Annotated in this window: 14 protein-coding genes and 3 tRNA genes; 11 read left to right on the top strand and 6 right to left on the bottom strand. The window is 51.6% G+C overall.

Translation table 11 applies throughout. The features are described from left to right. Nucleotides 1-44 precede the first annotated feature (44 nt). Nucleotides 45-1,967 (bottom strand): sugar phosphate nucleotidyltransferase, encoded by a 1,923-nt coding sequence (locus ANT_RS11100; protein ID WP_013560622.1) that lies wholly within the window; start codon nt 1,965-1,967, stop codon nt 45-47. A gap of 195 nt (nt 1,968-2,162) precedes the next feature. On the opposite strand from ANT_RS11100, the gene ANT_RS11105 reads away from it, so the two are divergent. The 6 genes from ANT_RS11105 (at nt 2,163) to mltG (ending at nt 8,259) form a co-directional block, all read left to right on the top strand. Further along, nucleotides 2,163-2,765: a hypothetical protein gene (locus ANT_RS11105; protein ID WP_041454992.1), complete on the top strand. Its 603-nt coding sequence runs from the start codon at nt 2,163-2,165 to the stop codon at nt 2,763-2,765. A gap of 39 nt (nt 2,766-2,804) precedes the next feature. Next, complete coding sequence (locus ANT_RS11110; protein ID WP_172634560.1) at nt 2,805-3,614, top strand: transposase; 810 nt, start codon at nt 2,805-2,807, stop codon at nt 3,612-3,614. A 110-nt stretch (nt 3,615-3,724) separates the two neighbouring features. Continuing rightward, nucleotides 3,725-5,104, top strand: a complete 1,380-nt coding sequence (locus ANT_RS11115; RefSeq protein WP_013560623.1) for a hypothetical protein — start codon at nt 3,725-3,727, stop codon at nt 5,102-5,104. 61 nt (nt 5,105-5,165) lie between these two features. Further along, nucleotides 5,166-6,671, top strand: coding sequence for a baseplate J/gp47 family protein (locus tag ANT_RS11120; RefSeq protein WP_013560624.1), 1,506 nt, complete (start codon nt 5,166-5,168; stop codon nt 6,669-6,671). Next, entirely contained in the window at nt 6,668-7,126 is a 459-nt protein-coding gene (gene ruvX / locus ANT_RS11125) for a Holliday junction resolvase RuvX (RefSeq protein ID WP_013560625.1), read from the top strand. The genes ANT_RS11120 and ruvX overlap by 4 nt, the downstream gene beginning before the upstream one ends. Continuing rightward, nucleotides 7,123-8,259: an endolytic transglycosylase MltG gene (mltG, locus tag ANT_RS11130; RefSeq protein WP_013560626.1), complete on the top strand. Its 1,137-nt coding sequence runs from the start codon at nt 7,123-7,125 to the stop codon at nt 8,257-8,259. Before ruvX ends, mltG begins: the two co-directional genes overlap by 4 nt. Here the strand turns inward: mltG and ANT_RS11135 are convergent, their stop codons facing one another. The 3 genes from ANT_RS11135 to ANT_RS11145 all read right to left on the bottom strand — a co-directional run bounded on the left by ANT_RS11135 (nt 8,260) and on the right by ANT_RS11145 (nt 12,510). Continuing rightward, nucleotides 8,260-10,086 carry a putative bifunctional diguanylate cyclase/phosphodiesterase gene (locus tag ANT_RS11135; RefSeq protein WP_013560627.1) on the bottom strand — a complete coding sequence of 609 codons (1,827 nt, stop codon included), beginning with the start codon at nt 10,084-10,086 and terminating at the stop codon, nt 8,260-8,262. It lies immediately after the preceding gene. 148 nt (nt 10,087-10,234) lie between these two features. Next, nucleotides 10,235-11,617 carry an MFS transporter gene (locus tag ANT_RS11140; protein WP_013560628.1) on the bottom strand — a complete coding sequence of 461 codons (1,383 nt, stop codon included), beginning with the start codon at nt 11,615-11,617 and terminating at the stop codon, nt 10,235-10,237. Between the two features lie 5 nt (nt 11,618-11,622). Then, entirely contained in the window at nt 11,623-12,510 is an 888-nt protein-coding gene (locus ANT_RS11145; RefSeq protein ID WP_013560629.1) for a polysaccharide deacetylase family protein, read from the bottom strand. 152 nt (nt 12,511-12,662) lie between these two features. Between ANT_RS11145 and ANT_RS11150 the strand changes: the two genes are divergently transcribed. The 5 genes from ANT_RS11150 to ANT_RS11170 all read left to right on the top strand — a co-directional run bounded on the left by ANT_RS11150 (nt 12,663) and on the right by ANT_RS11170 (nt 13,992). Beyond that, a tRNA-Gly gene (locus tag ANT_RS11150) sits at nt 12,663-12,735 on the top strand. Between the two features lie 33 nt (nt 12,736-12,768). Beyond that, nucleotides 12,769-12,839: transfer RNA gene (locus tag ANT_RS11155), tRNA-Cys, on the top strand. Nucleotides 12,840-12,950: 111 nt separating this feature from the next. Further along, nucleotides 12,951-13,025 (top strand) — tRNA-Cys (locus ANT_RS17415). Between the two features lie 261 nt (nt 13,026-13,286). Next, nucleotides 13,287-13,583 carry a hypothetical protein gene (locus tag ANT_RS11165; protein ID WP_155818127.1) on the top strand — a complete coding sequence of 99 codons (297 nt, stop codon included), beginning with the start codon at nt 13,287-13,289 and terminating at the stop codon, nt 13,581-13,583. Beyond that, entirely contained in the window at nt 13,564-13,992 is a 429-nt protein-coding gene (locus tag ANT_RS11170; protein WP_013560631.1) for a type II toxin-antitoxin system VapC family toxin, read from the top strand. Before ANT_RS11165 ends, ANT_RS11170 begins: the two co-directional genes overlap by 20 nt. Nucleotides 13,993-14,000: 8 nt before the next feature. Here the strand turns inward: ANT_RS11170 and ANT_RS11175 are convergent, their stop codons facing one another. Next, nucleotides 14,001-15,035: a DUF2804 domain-containing protein gene (locus ANT_RS11175; protein ID WP_013560632.1), complete on the bottom strand. Its 1,035-nt coding sequence runs from the start codon at nt 15,033-15,035 to the stop codon at nt 14,001-14,003. Between the two features lie 81 nt (nt 15,036-15,116). Next, nucleotides 15,117-15,530, bottom strand: a complete 414-nt coding sequence (locus tag ANT_RS11180) for a PPOX class F420-dependent oxidoreductase (protein WP_013560633.1) — start codon at nt 15,528-15,530, stop codon at nt 15,117-15,119. Nucleotides 15,531-15,554: the final 24 nt, after the last annotated feature.

Genomic DNA, 15,554 nt, shown 5'->3' on the forward strand with positions numbered 1-15,554 from the left:
CCTTACCCCTCAGGAACTGGCGCTGCTGAAGCGCAGTCTGCGTCTTACGGACGGGCGAATTCCTGCAATGTCTGCAGGTAATGCTCGGGAATCCCGATATCGAAACGCCGCCCGTCAATCATCAAACCGTGGAAGCCGTCCATCTGGCGCAGACGATCCAGTGCAGGAGTGAGCTGGAACTCTCCGCGCTCACGCAGATTGTTGCGGATGCTGGTTTCCAGAATATCGAAAATTTCCGGCTTAATGATGTACTGTCCGAATACGGTCAGGTATTCGCCTTCAGGAATGCGCGGTGTGCGTAAATTGACGCGAGCGTAGTCCAGCGTTGGCTTCTCGGCAAACTCGGTAATGTTCAGCACACGATCTTCTTCCAGCCAAACGCCGTTGACCACCCCAAAACTGCTGATATCTGCCTCAGGGGTGCGCTTCAAGCCCACAATGCTGACCCCGTACTGGTTATATGCCTCAATCATCTGGCGGGCACAGGAAACAGGTGTATTCGAGCGATAGATATGATCGCCGAGCATCAGCAGGAAAGGCTCATCCCCAATGACCTCGCGGGTCATGTACACCGCATGTCCAAAACCTTCCTGATTGTCCTGCACGACAAAGTGGACATGCTGCCCCATCTGGAGCAACCGCCGCGAGTATTCCTGAAAATGAGGGGGTAATTTGTTGAAGTTTTCAATGGAAATTTGTGAATTGAAGAAATTGCGGAAATCATCCAGGTCGCCACGCTGGACAATGATATAGACCTCTTCAATACCCGCATCCAGGGCTTCTTCGACAATGAGCAGGATGGCAGGCTTGGCAATTCCATCACGGTCAATCACAGGGAAAAGTTCTTTCTTGGTGGCTTTGGTGGCGGGGAACAGGCGCGTACCGAAACCGGCGGCAGGAATGACTGCCTTGCGCACCTTTGGACCCGCGTGCAGGGTCAGTTTGATGGCTGGCAAGCCCAATTCTTGCTCCAGAATCTGTACCACTTTTTCCTGATCTTCAGCGCTTTTACAGAGGAATTGGGCGGTGCCATCTCCCTGAGACCCCACGCCTTTACACCCGTAAATGTGCGGTTTCAGAGGCTCATATTCCAGCACGCGGTGAAGCATGGGAGCAGTTAATTCTTCAGGGCAGACGGGCATGGCATAACGGTCAAAATAAGATTGGGCTTCCACCATGATTTTGCCCAGCGTTTCGGCATCCGAACGCTGGAGAGCATCTATCGCCCGATGGATAATCTCCTTGTTGATGGGACCCAGCAATTGCTGGACATTGCGCTCCATCTCATTTTCCGCAAAGGGGTAACAACGGTTAAGACGGTTGAGAATCTCCAACGTGTCCTTCTGTGAGAGCAAATCCACCAGGACAAAGTACATGTCTTTTTCAACGCGCAGTTCTTTGGTCTCAAGGCGATCACCGTCAAAGGTCATCAAAACGGGACGGTTACCGAACGCACAGCCCTGATCCATGCGCCCACAGCGAGATGGTGTGGTGATTTCTCCCTGATATGCCAGTTCCATCTCACCCCGAATGGTCAATTTCAAGTCGTAGATGCGGTTAAACGCCCGGGCTGTAAGCACACAAATTGCCGCACTGGAAGATAAGCCTTTCTTGATAGGCAGGTCGGTTTTGTAATTGTTAATCACCAGACCACGCACATGGTAGTTAATCAACACCTGATAAGCCACCCCCGCAACATAACTCCAGAAGCCGCCCCGTTGGGCTTCCTCAAGCAGGGCTTGGGGATTCATATCAATCTCGTAGGGACCAACCACCTCGCCCTCAGGCGTGGTAGAAGTCAGCACCAGTTTATTGGGGTGCGGTTCCACTTCAGCATAAATGCCCTGGTTAGTGCCACAAATGATGGCATAGCCTTTCTCAATCTCGGCATTAATACGGCGATAGCCCCCCGCCCAATCCGAATGTTCTCCAAGCAAACAAATTCTTCCAGGTACAAACAATTTCATGGAAACAAAGCCCCATTTCAAAAGAATATAGGACGATTTTACATGTGCGCTCCAATCCCGTCAAACCTAGCCATCCATTCCAATTCGAGAATTCCCATTGACTTTCTGTTTCAAAAGGATATGATAAATAATAGATAAATTCAATAAACATATCCAAAACTTCGAATTTATGAGGTGGAAAGCAAGTAGTAACAGATGAACCAAAAAATCAGAAGTTGGGTATTCATCTTTTGTTTTTTTCTGAGCGGGTGTGAAGTTTTCCCCATAGTGCCACAACCTACCATAACAATATACCCTACTCCCACTCTGACCCAAGTTCCAAATGGGAACCTCTCTGCCACTTCAGAAACAGGGTATCAATTCACTTTTGATGACAACTTTATTGCCGAAGCCCATGTTAAAGGGGAAGGCAAAACCTGTAATGGCGTTCAGGGCCCCTGGATGATCCATGTTCAGGTGACGGGCAGTCCTGAGCCTGGCGCCACCATTCAAACAAGCGGGGAAGCAGAATTCACACTAAGGGTATTTGAAGGAACATTAATGACTCAGGTCGAAATTCTAACGACTGGAACGGGTGTTTTTCAAACTGCTGAAATCACAGGGACCGGGGATATTCAGGACCCTTTATTATTCATCTTTGAAATAAAACCTGACAGAACCACTGCTGTCGTAACAGTCACAAGCACGGGGAAAGGCTTAATTACCCTTCACACACAAGACGGTGACCGCACAATTCCATACGCCACAGTATTTACCACTCAACCTTGCTCTGTTGCAATCATGGTTGAAATGTGGTAAACATACGGTATGACCACACGAGAAAGCAGATACGTCCGAGTGGCGAGGATCGCCTACCGGCTTGCCAAACAAGCATTACCGATGTATTCACATGCCAAGAGTCCCCATCACTTCACGTTGCCGCAGTTGGGGGCCTGTGTTTTGTTGATGTTCTACCTGAATCTCAGCTATCGCGACATGGAAGAATGGCTGCTGGCAAGCGATGCGGTTGGTAAGGAGCTGGAATTACCGCGTGTTCCCGATCATACGACCCTGCAACGTACCTACGCCAAGATACGCAAAGCGGATTGGATGCGCATGAACGAGACCTTGCTCGAGGAAATCGGACGGCCTGAAGAAGAAGGGGTGGCTGCCGATAGTACCGGCTTCTCACCCGGCCCGGCCAGTTCTTACTACCAAAGCCGTTCGGGAAAAGCCTATCGCCACTGGGCGAAGGGCGTTTATGCCGTTGGAATTGTCTCGCAATTCATCCTTGCGATGCAATCCGGCTGGGGTCCAGGTAGCGATGCCCCTTATCTGGGCTATCTGCGCCGCAAAGCCAGGCGGTTTGCCAAACGTCGGGCTTGGGTCTTGCTGGCCGATTCAGGGTTCGATGGTCGGACTGTCCGGCCTCAAGACTTGATTCCACCCGTTCGGCGAGGTGGAAATTTGCTGGCCCCTGAACGACGAGCAAGAAGCGAGCTTGTCTCTGCGGCTCGCCTGGATGGTCTCTATGGTCAACGCTGGAAGACCGAAACCGTGAATTCGGTCATCAAGCGCAAATTCGGGCAAGCCATCCGCTCGCGGAAACGCAGCCTGCAAAACCGAGAACCGATTATCAAAGGACTGGTCTACAACATACACCGCTAGGTGTATCTCTTCCTAACCTATCTTTGCAACAGAGCAACTCAACCTCAATTTGAGGTAAGTCTAAACCCGAATCCTGACTGTCCGTAAACTATTTTTGAGGTACAAAAGATATGAAATGGCACACGCTTGCACTCATTTTAGGGGCAAGCCTGGGGTTATGTGCTTGCTCCCCCACGATTGTGGAAAACTCCACTCCTGCGGTGATTGCCTCGCCCCCTTCTCAGATCACTTCCTTCACCCATCCCTGTTCCAAGCCATTCGCATTACCGAGAGAGGTCAATCAGCTGGCAATCATGCCATTTGCCTTGCAGGAAAAAGAAGAACAGCCTTTCCAGTTAATTCCTTTAGGGGAAGAACAGGCAATAGCCATTGCCAATTCCCTTCAACCAACCGCCTCTTTATGTGCAGAGATGAACTCGCCGAAAATAAAAGCGATTCTCGAAACAGCCCGGCAGTTGCACCAGCAGGGAAAAGACGAAGAAGCGCGGAAACTTCTCCGCGCCTCCCCATTATCTCCAGGGGATACAGCCAACTGGCGACAAGGGGTCAGAGACAGGTTGGATCTGGCAGAAGTCATGGCAGCCGCAGGGGGAGATCCACAGGATTTCCTGACCTCTGCCCAGCAACTGGCACAAGGCGAACTGGCAAGAGAAGTCAGCGAACTTTCCACGAGTCTTGCCGGGTCTCAAAAAACCTCTTCCTCAACGCCGGATACTTCAGGGATTACTGCAGTTCTGAGTCTTGCATATGACGCCGGCATTTTGGGACTAGATGACCTTCAGACTCAAGCCAATCAACTGGCAACACAAATGGGCGAGCAAATGCTGGCGGCAGAGTTGGAAGATTTTGACCCCTGTCAATCGGATAAAAGCGCTGTTGTCCGCCTGCTGAATGCTGAAAGTCAGGCTTATCTGCTCGGCGTCCAGGGAATGGAGATGGATGAACCCTTCTACAACCAGATTCGCGCTCGCATTACCAAAGCCATGAATCATCAATATAACGACTTAATTCGTAAGCGTGGCCTATCGCCCTCTTTGATGCTCCCGGAAGAGCCGTGCCACGTCCGGGGGAGTCTTGAAGTCAGAATTTTTTCCGTTTGTTCTCGGCAGTGGTCCACCATTGGGAGAATTGAGTTTGAAGGCGATGAGGACGCCATTCCCATGACACTGACAGGGCAAGGACATATTTCCTTCTCAGAACATCGTTTGATTGAAGGGGAACTGGATTGTTCCATTTCCATTGACGCTGATGTCGCTCTTACCGGAGCATTTCGTAACGATCAGGGAGTACAACGAATTGAATTTACGCCCCAATTCTCCAGCGATGGACACTACCAGGTTACCAGCAAGACTACAGGGATGCAATCGTCCGGGGTATATCCCTTCAACGGGTTTGGCAGTTTCATCATGCCCTGGGTGGATGGAAGTGTGTTTCCTCCTTCAGAAAACCATATCATTCAGTACGCACTCTCCTTCACTACCGGCGAGTAGGGAAAAGACCGCATACTGAACGGGCTATGCCTCAGGTATAATTCATACAGGCAAACTCTGTATGAAGACTTATATTATCCAGTTGGAAGCCTATGACGATGTCATCTCCGCGCGGGATAAAATCTCCTGGAACAAATCTCCGCGGGTTCTCCTCGTCTTTCCACCCAAAGGGTCTCCCATTGAACGTCCTCTGGATTTATTGATTTTACAGAGATACACCCAATCTCTTGGGGCTACACTGGGAATTGTGAGCCGTTCTCCAACAGTTGTTCAACATGCAGAAGAATTGGGGATTCCCTGTTTTTCGAATGCTTTACAGGCACAACGTGGTTCATGGAGAAGAACAAGGGGACGTCGGCGCTTACCCTTTCGAGTTAACAAAGAACGTCCAAGAATTTTACCCCAAGAGTATCGCCAAACCCAAAAGGAGTTGCACACCCTTCCTGCCCTACCTGTATGGCAAAGGATTGGCGTATTCCTGGCTGCTATTCTCTCTATCCTGGCACTGATTGCTGTGTTCGTTCCTTCAGCGCAGGTTGTGGTTCCTATCCCCCAACAGGAACAATCCTTAATCTTTGAAACCCGCGCAGTTCCAGACTCCAACCTGGAACTTTCCACCGGTGTCCTGCCGGCACAAAAGGTCGAAACCGTAGTGGAAGGGAATCTCGAAGTTCCCTCTACGGGAAGAGCCACTCTTCCCGAAAATCCTGCCATCGGTGAAGTAGAGTTCAGAAACCTGACCGAGCAGGAGGTAACGATTCCGGCAGGTTCCACAGTCCTTTCTGGCGGAAACCCTCCAGTTGCTTTTCAAACTCTTGGGACAGTTACACTTCCTGCCGGGATTGGACAAAAGCGTTCCATTGGCATTCGTGCAGTCATTCCAGGCAGTGCCGGAAACCTGCCTGCAGGGGCTATTTTAGCCCTGGAAGGCTCAACCGGTTTGCTTGTCACAGTGACTAACCCGCAACCCACCAAAGGCGGAAGCGACCAGTTGGTTCCTGCTCCCACGCTGTGGGATTATGAACAAGCCAGAGAAAAACTTCTTGTCCTCCTTAAGGAAACTGCCCGGAAAGATGTAGCCTTTCAAATGTCTGATGGACAAATTTTTCTGGAGGGCTCGCTCCACCCTGTAGAAGTAATTGAAGAAATACGAGAGCCTGAAGCCAGCACCCCCGGGGATTTTGCCCGCTTAACTTTACGGGTGCGCTTTGCAGGTTTGAGCGTTCAACAAACGGACTTAAGCGCTCTTTGTCAGGCCATTCTCGATTTGAATCTTCCGGAAGGATATCAAGTGGTAGATGGAACCCTTGTCTGTCAACAGGAAAACACTGCCAGTTTGGCAACAGATGGTAGTGTGAAAATGAATCTCACTGCACGGAGAAGGATAGAACTTGTTTGGTCTTCTCAAACCATTGCTCGCCAAATTCTCGGTCAACCCCTGGAAACCGCAAAACAGACCATTCGAAACGCTCTGAATTTAGAGAGAGACCCAGAAATTGTCCTGATGCCCCAATGGTGGGGGCGTCTGCCGTTTTTCCCCTTCCGTATTCAGGTGATCAGACCATGAAAGGACGCATTCTGGCTGTTGATCCGGGAGATGTGCGCATTGGGCTGGCAATCAGCGATCCAACCGGCACCATTGCACGCGCGTTGGGTGTTATCCACCACGTTGCCCGCGCGATTGATGCCGCTACAATCGCACAGATTGCTACTGAACAGGGTGTTGTGCGTATCATCGTCGGGCAGGCATTAGATGATCACGGACTGCCCACTCCGCAGGGACGCAAATCCGCCCGCCTGGCTGAAGCCATTCAGCAACAAACATCCATTCCGGTAGAGTTATGGGATGAAAGCGGCAGTACTAACAAAGCCCAAGACACCAGGCGTATCATGGGAGTAAAAAGAAAACAACGCCAGGGGCATCTGGATGATTTAGCCGCCGTTATTATCCTGCAAGATTATCTGGAAGCACACTTGCCACCGGTTTCTTCCAGCACTCTAGAAGAGGATTTAAGAGAATGAAACAAGCGCGTCGAAGGCAGTCTCGTACCTGCTTAACCTTCGTGATGACCATCCTTCTTGGGACAATATGCCTGGGGGGATTGGCTATACTGGTAGGATTTGGATTGATTCCCCAAATGGCAAATGATGCTTTTGGCGCGCCAGTTAGCACTCTCTCCCCATTTCAGCGCACCTATTTATCTCTGCAACTGTTGATCCATCAGGATGCCCTGACACTCCCGGTGAATCCCGAGGCGCAACCTGTTCAATTCCTGGTGAAGGAAGGGGAAACCGCCAATTCTGTGGCTATGCGTTTATACGATCTGGGATTAATTCGGGATCGAGAAGCATTTCGAGCCTACCTGATTTACAGTGGCAGAGATACCCGTATTCGTTCCGGGACTTATACGCTTTCTGCGGCGATGAATGCCCTGGAAATTGCCGGAAAATTGCAAGATCCCTTATCTCAGGAAGTCGTCTTTAATATTCTGCCCGGATGGCGGGCTGAGGAAATTGCCGCATCCTTAGCCACTTCAGGAATAAATGTAAATGCTGAATCGTTTCTTGAAGCCGTCCGCCAGGGAAAAAAGGGAGAAGAACCGCTGGCATCGTATGAAGGCTTTCTCTTTCCAGGTTCTTATCGATTCCTGCGGGACGTAACAGCCGAAGAAATGGTACAGGCGTTTTATCACGAATTTGAACGTTCGGTCACTGAAGATTTACGCAATGCCTATGCCCAGCGCGGGTTATCTCTGGTTGAGGCAGTGACGCTGGCTTCCATCGTCCAGCGAGAGGCAGTCGTTACAGAAGAACAACCCCTGATTGCCTCAGTGTTTTACAATCGTCTGCAACAAAACATGAAACTGGACAGCGACCCCACGGTTCAATATGCGCTGGGATATGGAGAAGCCTGGGGAACCTGGTGGAAAGTGCCACTTACCCTGAATGACCTGAGTGTTGACTCACCCTACAACACCTATCTTTATCCGGGTTTACCCCCCGGGCCAATCTGCAATCCGGGATTGTCCGCCTTACAAGCAGTGGCTTATCCTGCTGAAACCCCCTATTTCTACTTTAGAGCGGCATGTGATGGTTCAGGGAGGCACCTGTTTGCCCGCACCTTTGAAGAGCATTTACAAAATGCCTGTCCGTGATTAATCCGCGCCAAAAACGAAGCCCGACCTGCCGGCAATAAAACGCTCAACAGCATGAACGTCTAGCGGCTCGGAGATGTAAAATCCCTGCATGAATTCGCACTGCAGCCGTTTCAGTTCACGGTGTTGTTCGAAGGTCTCTACCCCTTCTGCAACAACTTCGATGTTTAATTCGTGGGCTAACTGGATAATGGCTTGCACCACACCCTGACTGCTCTTGGCTTTTCCAAGATTGCTCACAAAGGAACGGTCAATCTTAATCGCATCCACAGGTAGACGGTCCAGATATCCCAGGGAGGAATAGCCCGTGCCAAAATCATCAATGTACAATTGCACCCCAAGCATACGCAGAGAATCCAGGGCTTCAATCAGCGCACCACTTCGCTGGACAACCGTATGCTCGGTAATTTCCAGTCGTAAAGATGAAGGCGGCAACCCGGTCTCTTCCAGAATCTTTTTCACCTGCTCACTGAAATCTGCTTCTTCCAACTGACGCGGGCTGATATTCACGCTGATCATCAAGGGGGGGGTAACAGGAAAACGCTCCTGCCAGAGCCGCATCTGCCAGCAGGCTTGTCGCAGCACCCATAAACCTAATGGGACAATCAAACCTGTTTTTTCGGAGATTTCGATAAATTCGGTGGGCCAGATCATCCCTCGCCTGGGATGAATCCAGCGCACCAGTGCCTCAAAGCCAATTAACTTTCCGGATTTCAATTCGGTGATGGGTTGATAGTGCAGGACAAGGCGATTTTCTTCCAGAGACCGGCGTAAGTCATTTTCTACTTCCATGCGGCGAATCAACTCGTCGCGCATACTCTCATCAAAGACTAACCACTTCCCCCGGCCGGATTGCTTGGCTTCCAGCAGGGCAATCCCCGCTTCCTGGAGCATTTCCTCAGGTGTACGGAGATGTCCATTTCGCAGGGCAATTCCGATACTGGCAGTAACAGCCACTTCATTTCCCTCAATGACAAAGGGCTCACGAACCCGTTCGAGAATGCGCGTGGCAACCATTTCTACCACAGAACGATCCTGAACGTCCTCAATCAAAATACCAAACTGGTCATCGCCCAACCTTGCCATGGTATCTTCCACACGCAGATTCAGGCGAATTTTGTTCACTGCGGCTTGAAGCAAGCGCTCGGCAATGGCTCTGCCGAAACGCTCGTGAACCAACTGGTAGTAGTCAACATCAACCACCAGCACGGCAAAAAGCAAATTGGAATGCCCCTCAAAAGCCCGTTGAATTCTTTCCAAAAACAGGGTACGGTTGGGTAACCCTGTCAGATCATCGTATTCCTGATGATAAACCATGCGCGCACGATCCCGGCGCAATTCTCCCAAATCGTGAGCCAGGGAAAGCATGCGCACAATCAATTGCGCCGAGATGTGCAACAAAGAGATTTCAACTTCCTGCAAGGAAAGTTCTAAAGCCACATTTTCCAGCCGAATCATGCCTGCCAGACGTTTGCCATCATATACGGGCAGAATCAAAAGGTTGTTCACTCCAAAGTCCCTTAAGATTCGGCAATCTGAGACAATTTCTTCCGGTAAAAGACTCAAATCCTCAATTTTCAAGAAATCCTGAGCGCGTAAATGCTTCAACCACCAGGGATGATCCAGACGAATACCTGTCATCTCAGAGCATTCCAGCAATCCTTCTGGAGAGTCCGCCCAGAAATAGACTTCTTTTTCGAATTTCCGTTCCTGTGATAAAAAATGAAGGTGGGCGCGTTGAGCCCCCGTAAGCCTTGCCATTACCTGTAAGCATTCCTGCACGAGGACTTCATTTTCAGTATCCGCAAACTGCTGGCTTTTTTCCATGAGACTTGATCCTCACACTGCAAAACGGGACAGAGTTGCCTACCGGCAGGTACTCCCTTTACCTGTGCAAGGAGTATGCCAATCAGAAAGTTTTTCATAAAAAGAAACCGGCGTCTTTGCGCCGGTCTCTCTCCAACAAAATTCAGAACTATCCCAATTGCTCTTTTTTCTTTAGGTGAAGTTCAAGCACCGCCTGCTGGATTTTTTTCAAATACTCCCCACGCAACGGGAAGAAGGCTAGTAAGCCTGCACCTACGAGCAGGGCAACCCCGGGAATCAATCCGCCCAGCAGGCGAATCCCGAACAAAGCACTTTCCGGTTGATTGAGGAAAATTTCCCCGGCATTTTGTCCCCGGCTGACAAAGTTGGTGGCTTCGAGGATACGCGGGAAAAGATAAAGCGCTACCGATTGAGCGGGCTTGGTAATCAGCGCATTGACGCCAAAGAAAGCCCCCTCACGGCGCACCCCGGAGCGCAGTTCGTCTTCATCTGCCACCTGAGCAAAAAGGACATTGGTCAGCGTTTGCGGTCCGCTTAAACCGAAGCCAGCCACCGCAATGCATATCGGAATCAGGAATGTTGGCGCGATGGTAATCAGCACCAGTCCCACACCGGCAATGATTAACAGCAATTGTTGAGCACCCACCACGCCAAAGCGTTCGCGGATGGGACGGGTGAGCGGCACACCGATAATCAGCGGGATGAAAATACAAGCCAGCAAGATGAGCGTGTTCATCTGTAGCAGGTAATCTGCCATGTAATAAATGGCGCCCAGCAACAGGGATTGCATCAAAATAGACATGAAATTTGCCGCCACCAGCACCAGAAACGAGCGGTTCACCAGAGTAAAGCGGATGGCTTCACCCAGCGGAATGGGCTGATCTACCCGGGTAAATTCGGGGCGTTCTTTGACCTTCAGGGTCGTGGCTATGATTAAGAGCATTGCAATCACCGCTACCGCGACCATGCTCATCTGAAGCGGAAGGAAATCGGCGCTCCCGCCTGCCTTGGGGCGGAAGAAATCGGGAATCATGAAACCCAGCAATGTTCCCAGCAAACCAAACAAAGAGGAAGAAACCTGCAGGTCATTGCGCTCAGCATCAGATTCGGTCACCTCAGGGAGCAAAGCCGAATAGACCAGACCCACGATGGTGTAACAGGTATCGTACAGGAGCATGGTCACCAGCATCCACCAGAACAGGGCGCTTTCGCGCGCCTGAGCAGGGGGCAGCCACACCAGCACAAAGGTCAACGCCAGGAATGGCGCGGTAAAGCGCATGTAGGGGATGCGCCTTCCCCAGCGGGAACGGGTGTTATCGGTAATATATCCAAACAGGGGGTCATTGAGGGCATTCCAGATGGCATAAATAAACGAAGCCATCCCAATCCAGCGGGAAGACAAGCCCAGATAATCCTGATAGAAAATGGGCAGTAAAGCGCCATAAATACCCGAGAGCAGAGAAGTGCCCAGCGCGGCGATGCCCCAGACAAACTTATACGAACGGGAAAGTTTTACAGGTTGCAGGGTCATAGGGGTTACCTCATCAAGGACTGGATGGCACGATAGCCAATGATCTGGATGCCTTCGGCTTGCAGGAATTGGCGCAGTTCCTGACTCTGGAACACCTGCCAGTCTGCCACACGTGCCCGCCAGTCAGGAGCAATCGCGCGAATCTCAGGCGAATCAACCGCTGGATGGATGATGAAGTGGGTCAACCCCGGCTTTACGGCTTTAAAGACTTCCTTAGCCACTTCCAGGCGGTTTTCCCACTGACCCAGCGGCATCATCACAATATCATCAAGCATGGGGAAGCCTTCGCGCTCCAGACGCTCAATCCAGCGGGCGGCAATCTTTGCCGTGAGGGCATTCAAGCCCATTTGCCGCAGAGAGGCTTCGTCCTGGCGCACAATCATCGCCGGCAGGCGATTCTTGCGCGCCGTGCCAATGTAGGCGTCCAGAAATTTGGGATGAATAACTGTACCCATGTGAGTATCCACATGAGAAGGATTTATCCCCAATCGCCGGGCATGTTCCAGTTGCACTTCAATTTCCCGCCGGACAGCCCGGGGATTGCCCTTCGCCTGCACCGGCTCCACCGTACGAGGGAAGTAACCCTCTTCATCCAGCAAGCCCGAACGCGGATCCCGGGTGGATAGAGGACCCCAGCGGTAATTCTGCCACTCGCTGGTCAGGGTCAGGTGTACACCCAAATCGGCTTCAGGATGCTCCCGGGCATACGCACCCGCCAGCGGCGCCCAGGAACAGGGCACCATCACCGCTCCACAGGAAACCAGCCCAAAGGCTGTCAAATCGGCAAAGGCTTGCACGCTTGCCTGGCACATACCGACATCATCAGCATGAATCAACACCACGCGATCCGAATCCGAAAAGCCCAGTTTTTTCAGCAGAGGATTGGGTTTCATATTTCTCATCCTGTAAAAGAAAATGGGGAAAACCAGATTCAGTTTAGCATAGAATGAAAACTCCGCTAAAGTCAAAAAGAGTTGAAATTTGTATTCTTCAGGGACTTGACGAGAAAAAAGAGTTCGGGTATAAATACGCACACAACAGACATGCGGGCGTGGTTCAGTTGGTAGAATGCTTCCTTGCCAAGGAAGAGGTCGTGGGTTCGAGTCCCATCGCCCGCTCTGAGCCGCCAGAATCAAGGCGGCTTTTTATCAGGCGACGTGGCCAAGTGGCAAGGCAAGGGTCTGCAAAACCCTGATCATGGGTTCAAATCCCATCGTCGCCTCTTCGTTTTTAATCGCCAGGTGGCACCCCATCGAGGGACACGAGGCAAGGGTCTGCAAAACCCTGATCATGGGTTCAAATCCCATCGTCGCCTCTTCGTTTTTAATCGCCAGGCGGCACCCCATCGAGGGACACGAGGCAAGGGTCTGCAAAACCCTGATCATGGGTTCAAATCCCATCGTCGCCTCTTCGTTTTTTTAATCGCCAGGTGGCACCCCATCGAGGGACACGAGGCAAGGGTCTGCAAAACCCTGATCATGGGTTCAAATCCCATCGTCGCCTCTTCGTTTTTAATCGCCAGGTGGCACCCCATCGAGGGACACGAGGCAAGGGTCTGCAAAACCCTGATCATGGGTTCAAATCCCATCGTCGCCTCTTTATTCTCAATTTTCAATATTGACACAAACACATGTGTAGATGTAATATAAAAGAAAAGGAGTGCGCAAACATGAGAGAGCGAATGGTTCGCGCCCAGTTATTACTCCAGCCCGACCTGCACCGCCGTCTCCGAAAGATTGCCGAACAGGAAAATCGCAGCATTTCCGATGTAACCCGTGACCTGCTGGAAATTGCCCTCAATCAGAGAGAAAAACTACAAGCGACCAAACTGGAACAGGTACGCGCTTTACAACAAATTGCTGAGCGTATCCTGCAGGAACGAGTCGGTAAACCGCTGGAAATCGATGTAGCCCAGTTAATTGTTGAAGAAAGAGAGGAACGCACTCGTGAGATCGGCAGTGATTGACGCCAATCTGGCAATCTACGCAATCATCCCCTCTTCAAAACACGAACAGGCGTTGAACCTGCTGGAAACGTTGGCTGAGCGAAATATTCCTGTGTATGTTCCCCAATTGTGGGTATCTGAAGTGACCACCGGTATTCGCAAAAGCATGGTTATGGGGAGTGTCTCGACGGAAACCGCCCTGCTTGCCCTGCAAGCGGTGTTAGCATTACCTATTGAAAAGGTCAGCGAAGACCCTGACCTGTGCATTCAGGCATATCACTGGGCAGAACGTCTTGGGCAACTTGCCGTTTATGATGCCATGTACCTTGCCCTCGCTGAGCGTATGCAGGCAGATTTTTACACTGCCGATCAGCGGTTGTTCAACCGCTGTCAACAACTTGGAGCAGAGTTCGTCAAATGGGTGTCGTAAGATACCCTTCACCAGCGGGCGTGGTGTTCCTCGGCAAAGCCGATAAGATCGTGAATGAGGACTTCCTCGCCATCATCGGTGACGGCTTTGCCCTGATAACGCCCGAACATCTGATGCACTTCACTGAAGATGATGCCCAGGTTGGTACGGGCAACCCGTTCCTTGAATGGGGTAAACACCAGATCCAGCCGCCCCTGCGCATCACGGAAACGCCACGGCTTCATGTAATCGCCTGAAGTGTATTCAAAACGCACCCCTTCCAGTTTATGGATGCGGTTCTGCAAAATCAGGGCGTTTTCGTCGGCGCGGGAGAGATCGCCAAAGCCACAACCCAGATTTAGCCCCACCGTGCGTCCATCCGGCAGAAAGCCTGACGCGGATGCCCAGTTCCAGTACGAGCGGTACTCCCACACCCCGCAACCCCAGTCCAGTGACCCCAGGCAGATGTGCGGATCGAGCGTCTCGCTGACTCCGCCGTAGCGCAGGATGCCCTCCGCCGGCAGGCAGTTAATCTTGCGGTTGAAGTAAAAGCGCCGCCTGCCGATGGGGATGACGATATTCATGGACTCGTACTCCGGCAGGCACTGCAGACGGATATCGGCATGGATGCCACGCCCCTCATGGAAAGCCCCCCAGTTCACCTTCACCCGCCGTTCGTTGGGCAGGACTTCAAAGGTCATCTGCAGGCGGTCATCGGCAAAGGCGCTGACTCCCTCGGTGCTGTTGCGCGGCAGAGAAACACCCCGCGCCAGCGGCACAACGATGCCCTCTTCGTGCAACTCGCCGGTCTCAAAATCCAGGGTATAGACGAACAGGTTACCGGCATAACCCAGGTCGGCAATGGTAGCGGAGAAGAAGCGCCGAGGGGTAAACACAGCGTAGTAATCCCAGCGCTTCAGGCGAAAACGCTGGAGAGGTTTCAACGCGTAGAAGCGAGCCTGCTCCAAATTGCAGTCCAGCAGGGGTTGACGCGACCAACCAACCTGCGCAAGATTTCCATCGGGATTGAGCAAAACCCCCGGCTGAGTAAGTTCAACCTGCATGATACCCTCCTCAAATTATTTTCCGGTATCATTCTACCCGCGAATTGAGAAGAGGATTTTGGAAGCAGGGTAGGATTTTTCTCAGCGGGGCGTGTCCAGCAGTTCCAATTCGATGAAGTACATGGGGGCGCCGGTCTGGCGGGCGCGCAGATTGGCAACCAGAGAAATGATTTTGCGCTGGATGCCATATTTACGGTCAAAAGCCGCATCCAGCGCCCGGCGCAGGGATTCGTCCTCCACAGGTCGGGCGCGGACTTCGACAAACTCTCCCAGCGGATTGCCGTGCACATCGCTGGGCGCCACCCTGGCTTTACCGGTGGCGCGGATGCGCTTGGCTTTGCCCGATTGAATATTGGTCATCACGTACAGACGCCCTTCATGGGCTACAAACCACACCGGCGTAGGCACGGCCTGCCCGTTGCGCCGAAAAGTGGTCAGGTTAATGAATTGGGCTTTTTGCGCCCATGGCGGCAAGGTTACGGGTGTATGTTCCATGTTTCATCCCTCTCTTGTTTTTCA

Origin of the sequence: Anaerolinea thermophila UNI-1, from assembly GCF_000199675.1 — a bacterium.
Classification (GTDB): domain Bacteria; phylum Chloroflexota; class Anaerolineae; order Anaerolineales; family Anaerolineaceae; genus Anaerolinea; species Anaerolinea thermophila.

Bases quoted from the DNA above. Each gene is read 5' to 3' on its own strand.
- ANT_RS11100 (WP_013560622.1), bottom strand. From the start codon at position 1,967: ATGAAATTGTTTGTACCTGGAAGAATTTGTTTGCTTGGAGAACATTCG.
- ANT_RS11105 (WP_041454992.1), top strand. From the start codon at position 2,163: ATGAACCAAAAAATCAGAAGTTGGGTATTCATCTTTTGTTTTTTTCTG.
- ANT_RS11115 (WP_013560623.1), top strand. From the start codon at position 3,725: ATGAAATGGCACACGCTTGCACTCATTTTAGGGGCAAGCCTGGGGTTA.
- ANT_RS11120 (WP_013560624.1), top strand. From the start codon at position 5,166: ATGAAGACTTATATTATCCAGTTGGAAGCCTATGACGATGTCATCTCC.
- ruvX (WP_013560625.1), top strand. From the start codon at position 6,668: ATGAAAGGACGCATTCTGGCTGTTGATCCGGGAGATGTGCGCATTGGG.
- mltG (WP_013560626.1), top strand. From the start codon at position 7,123: ATGAAACAAGCGCGTCGAAGGCAGTCTCGTACCTGCTTAACCTTCGTG.
- ANT_RS11135 (WP_013560627.1), bottom strand. From the start codon at position 10,086: ATGGAAAAAAGCCAGCAGTTTGCGGATACTGAAAATGAAGTCCTCGTG.
- ANT_RS11140 (WP_013560628.1), bottom strand. From the start codon at position 11,617: ATGACCCTGCAACCTGTAAAACTTTCCCGTTCGTATAAGTTTGTCTGG.
- ANT_RS11145 (WP_013560629.1), bottom strand. From the start codon at position 12,510: ATGAAACCCAATCCTCTGCTGAAAAAACTGGGCTTTTCGGATTCGGAT.
- ANT_RS11165 (WP_155818127.1), top strand. From the start codon at position 13,287: ATGAGAGAGCGAATGGTTCGCGCCCAGTTATTACTCCAGCCCGACCTG.
- ANT_RS11175 (WP_013560632.1), bottom strand. From the start codon at position 15,035: ATGCAGGTTGAACTTACTCAGCCGGGGGTTTTGCTCAATCCCGATGGA.
- ANT_RS11180 (WP_013560633.1), bottom strand. From the start codon at position 15,530: ATGGAACATACACCCGTAACCTTGCCGCCATGGGCGCAAAAAGCCCAA.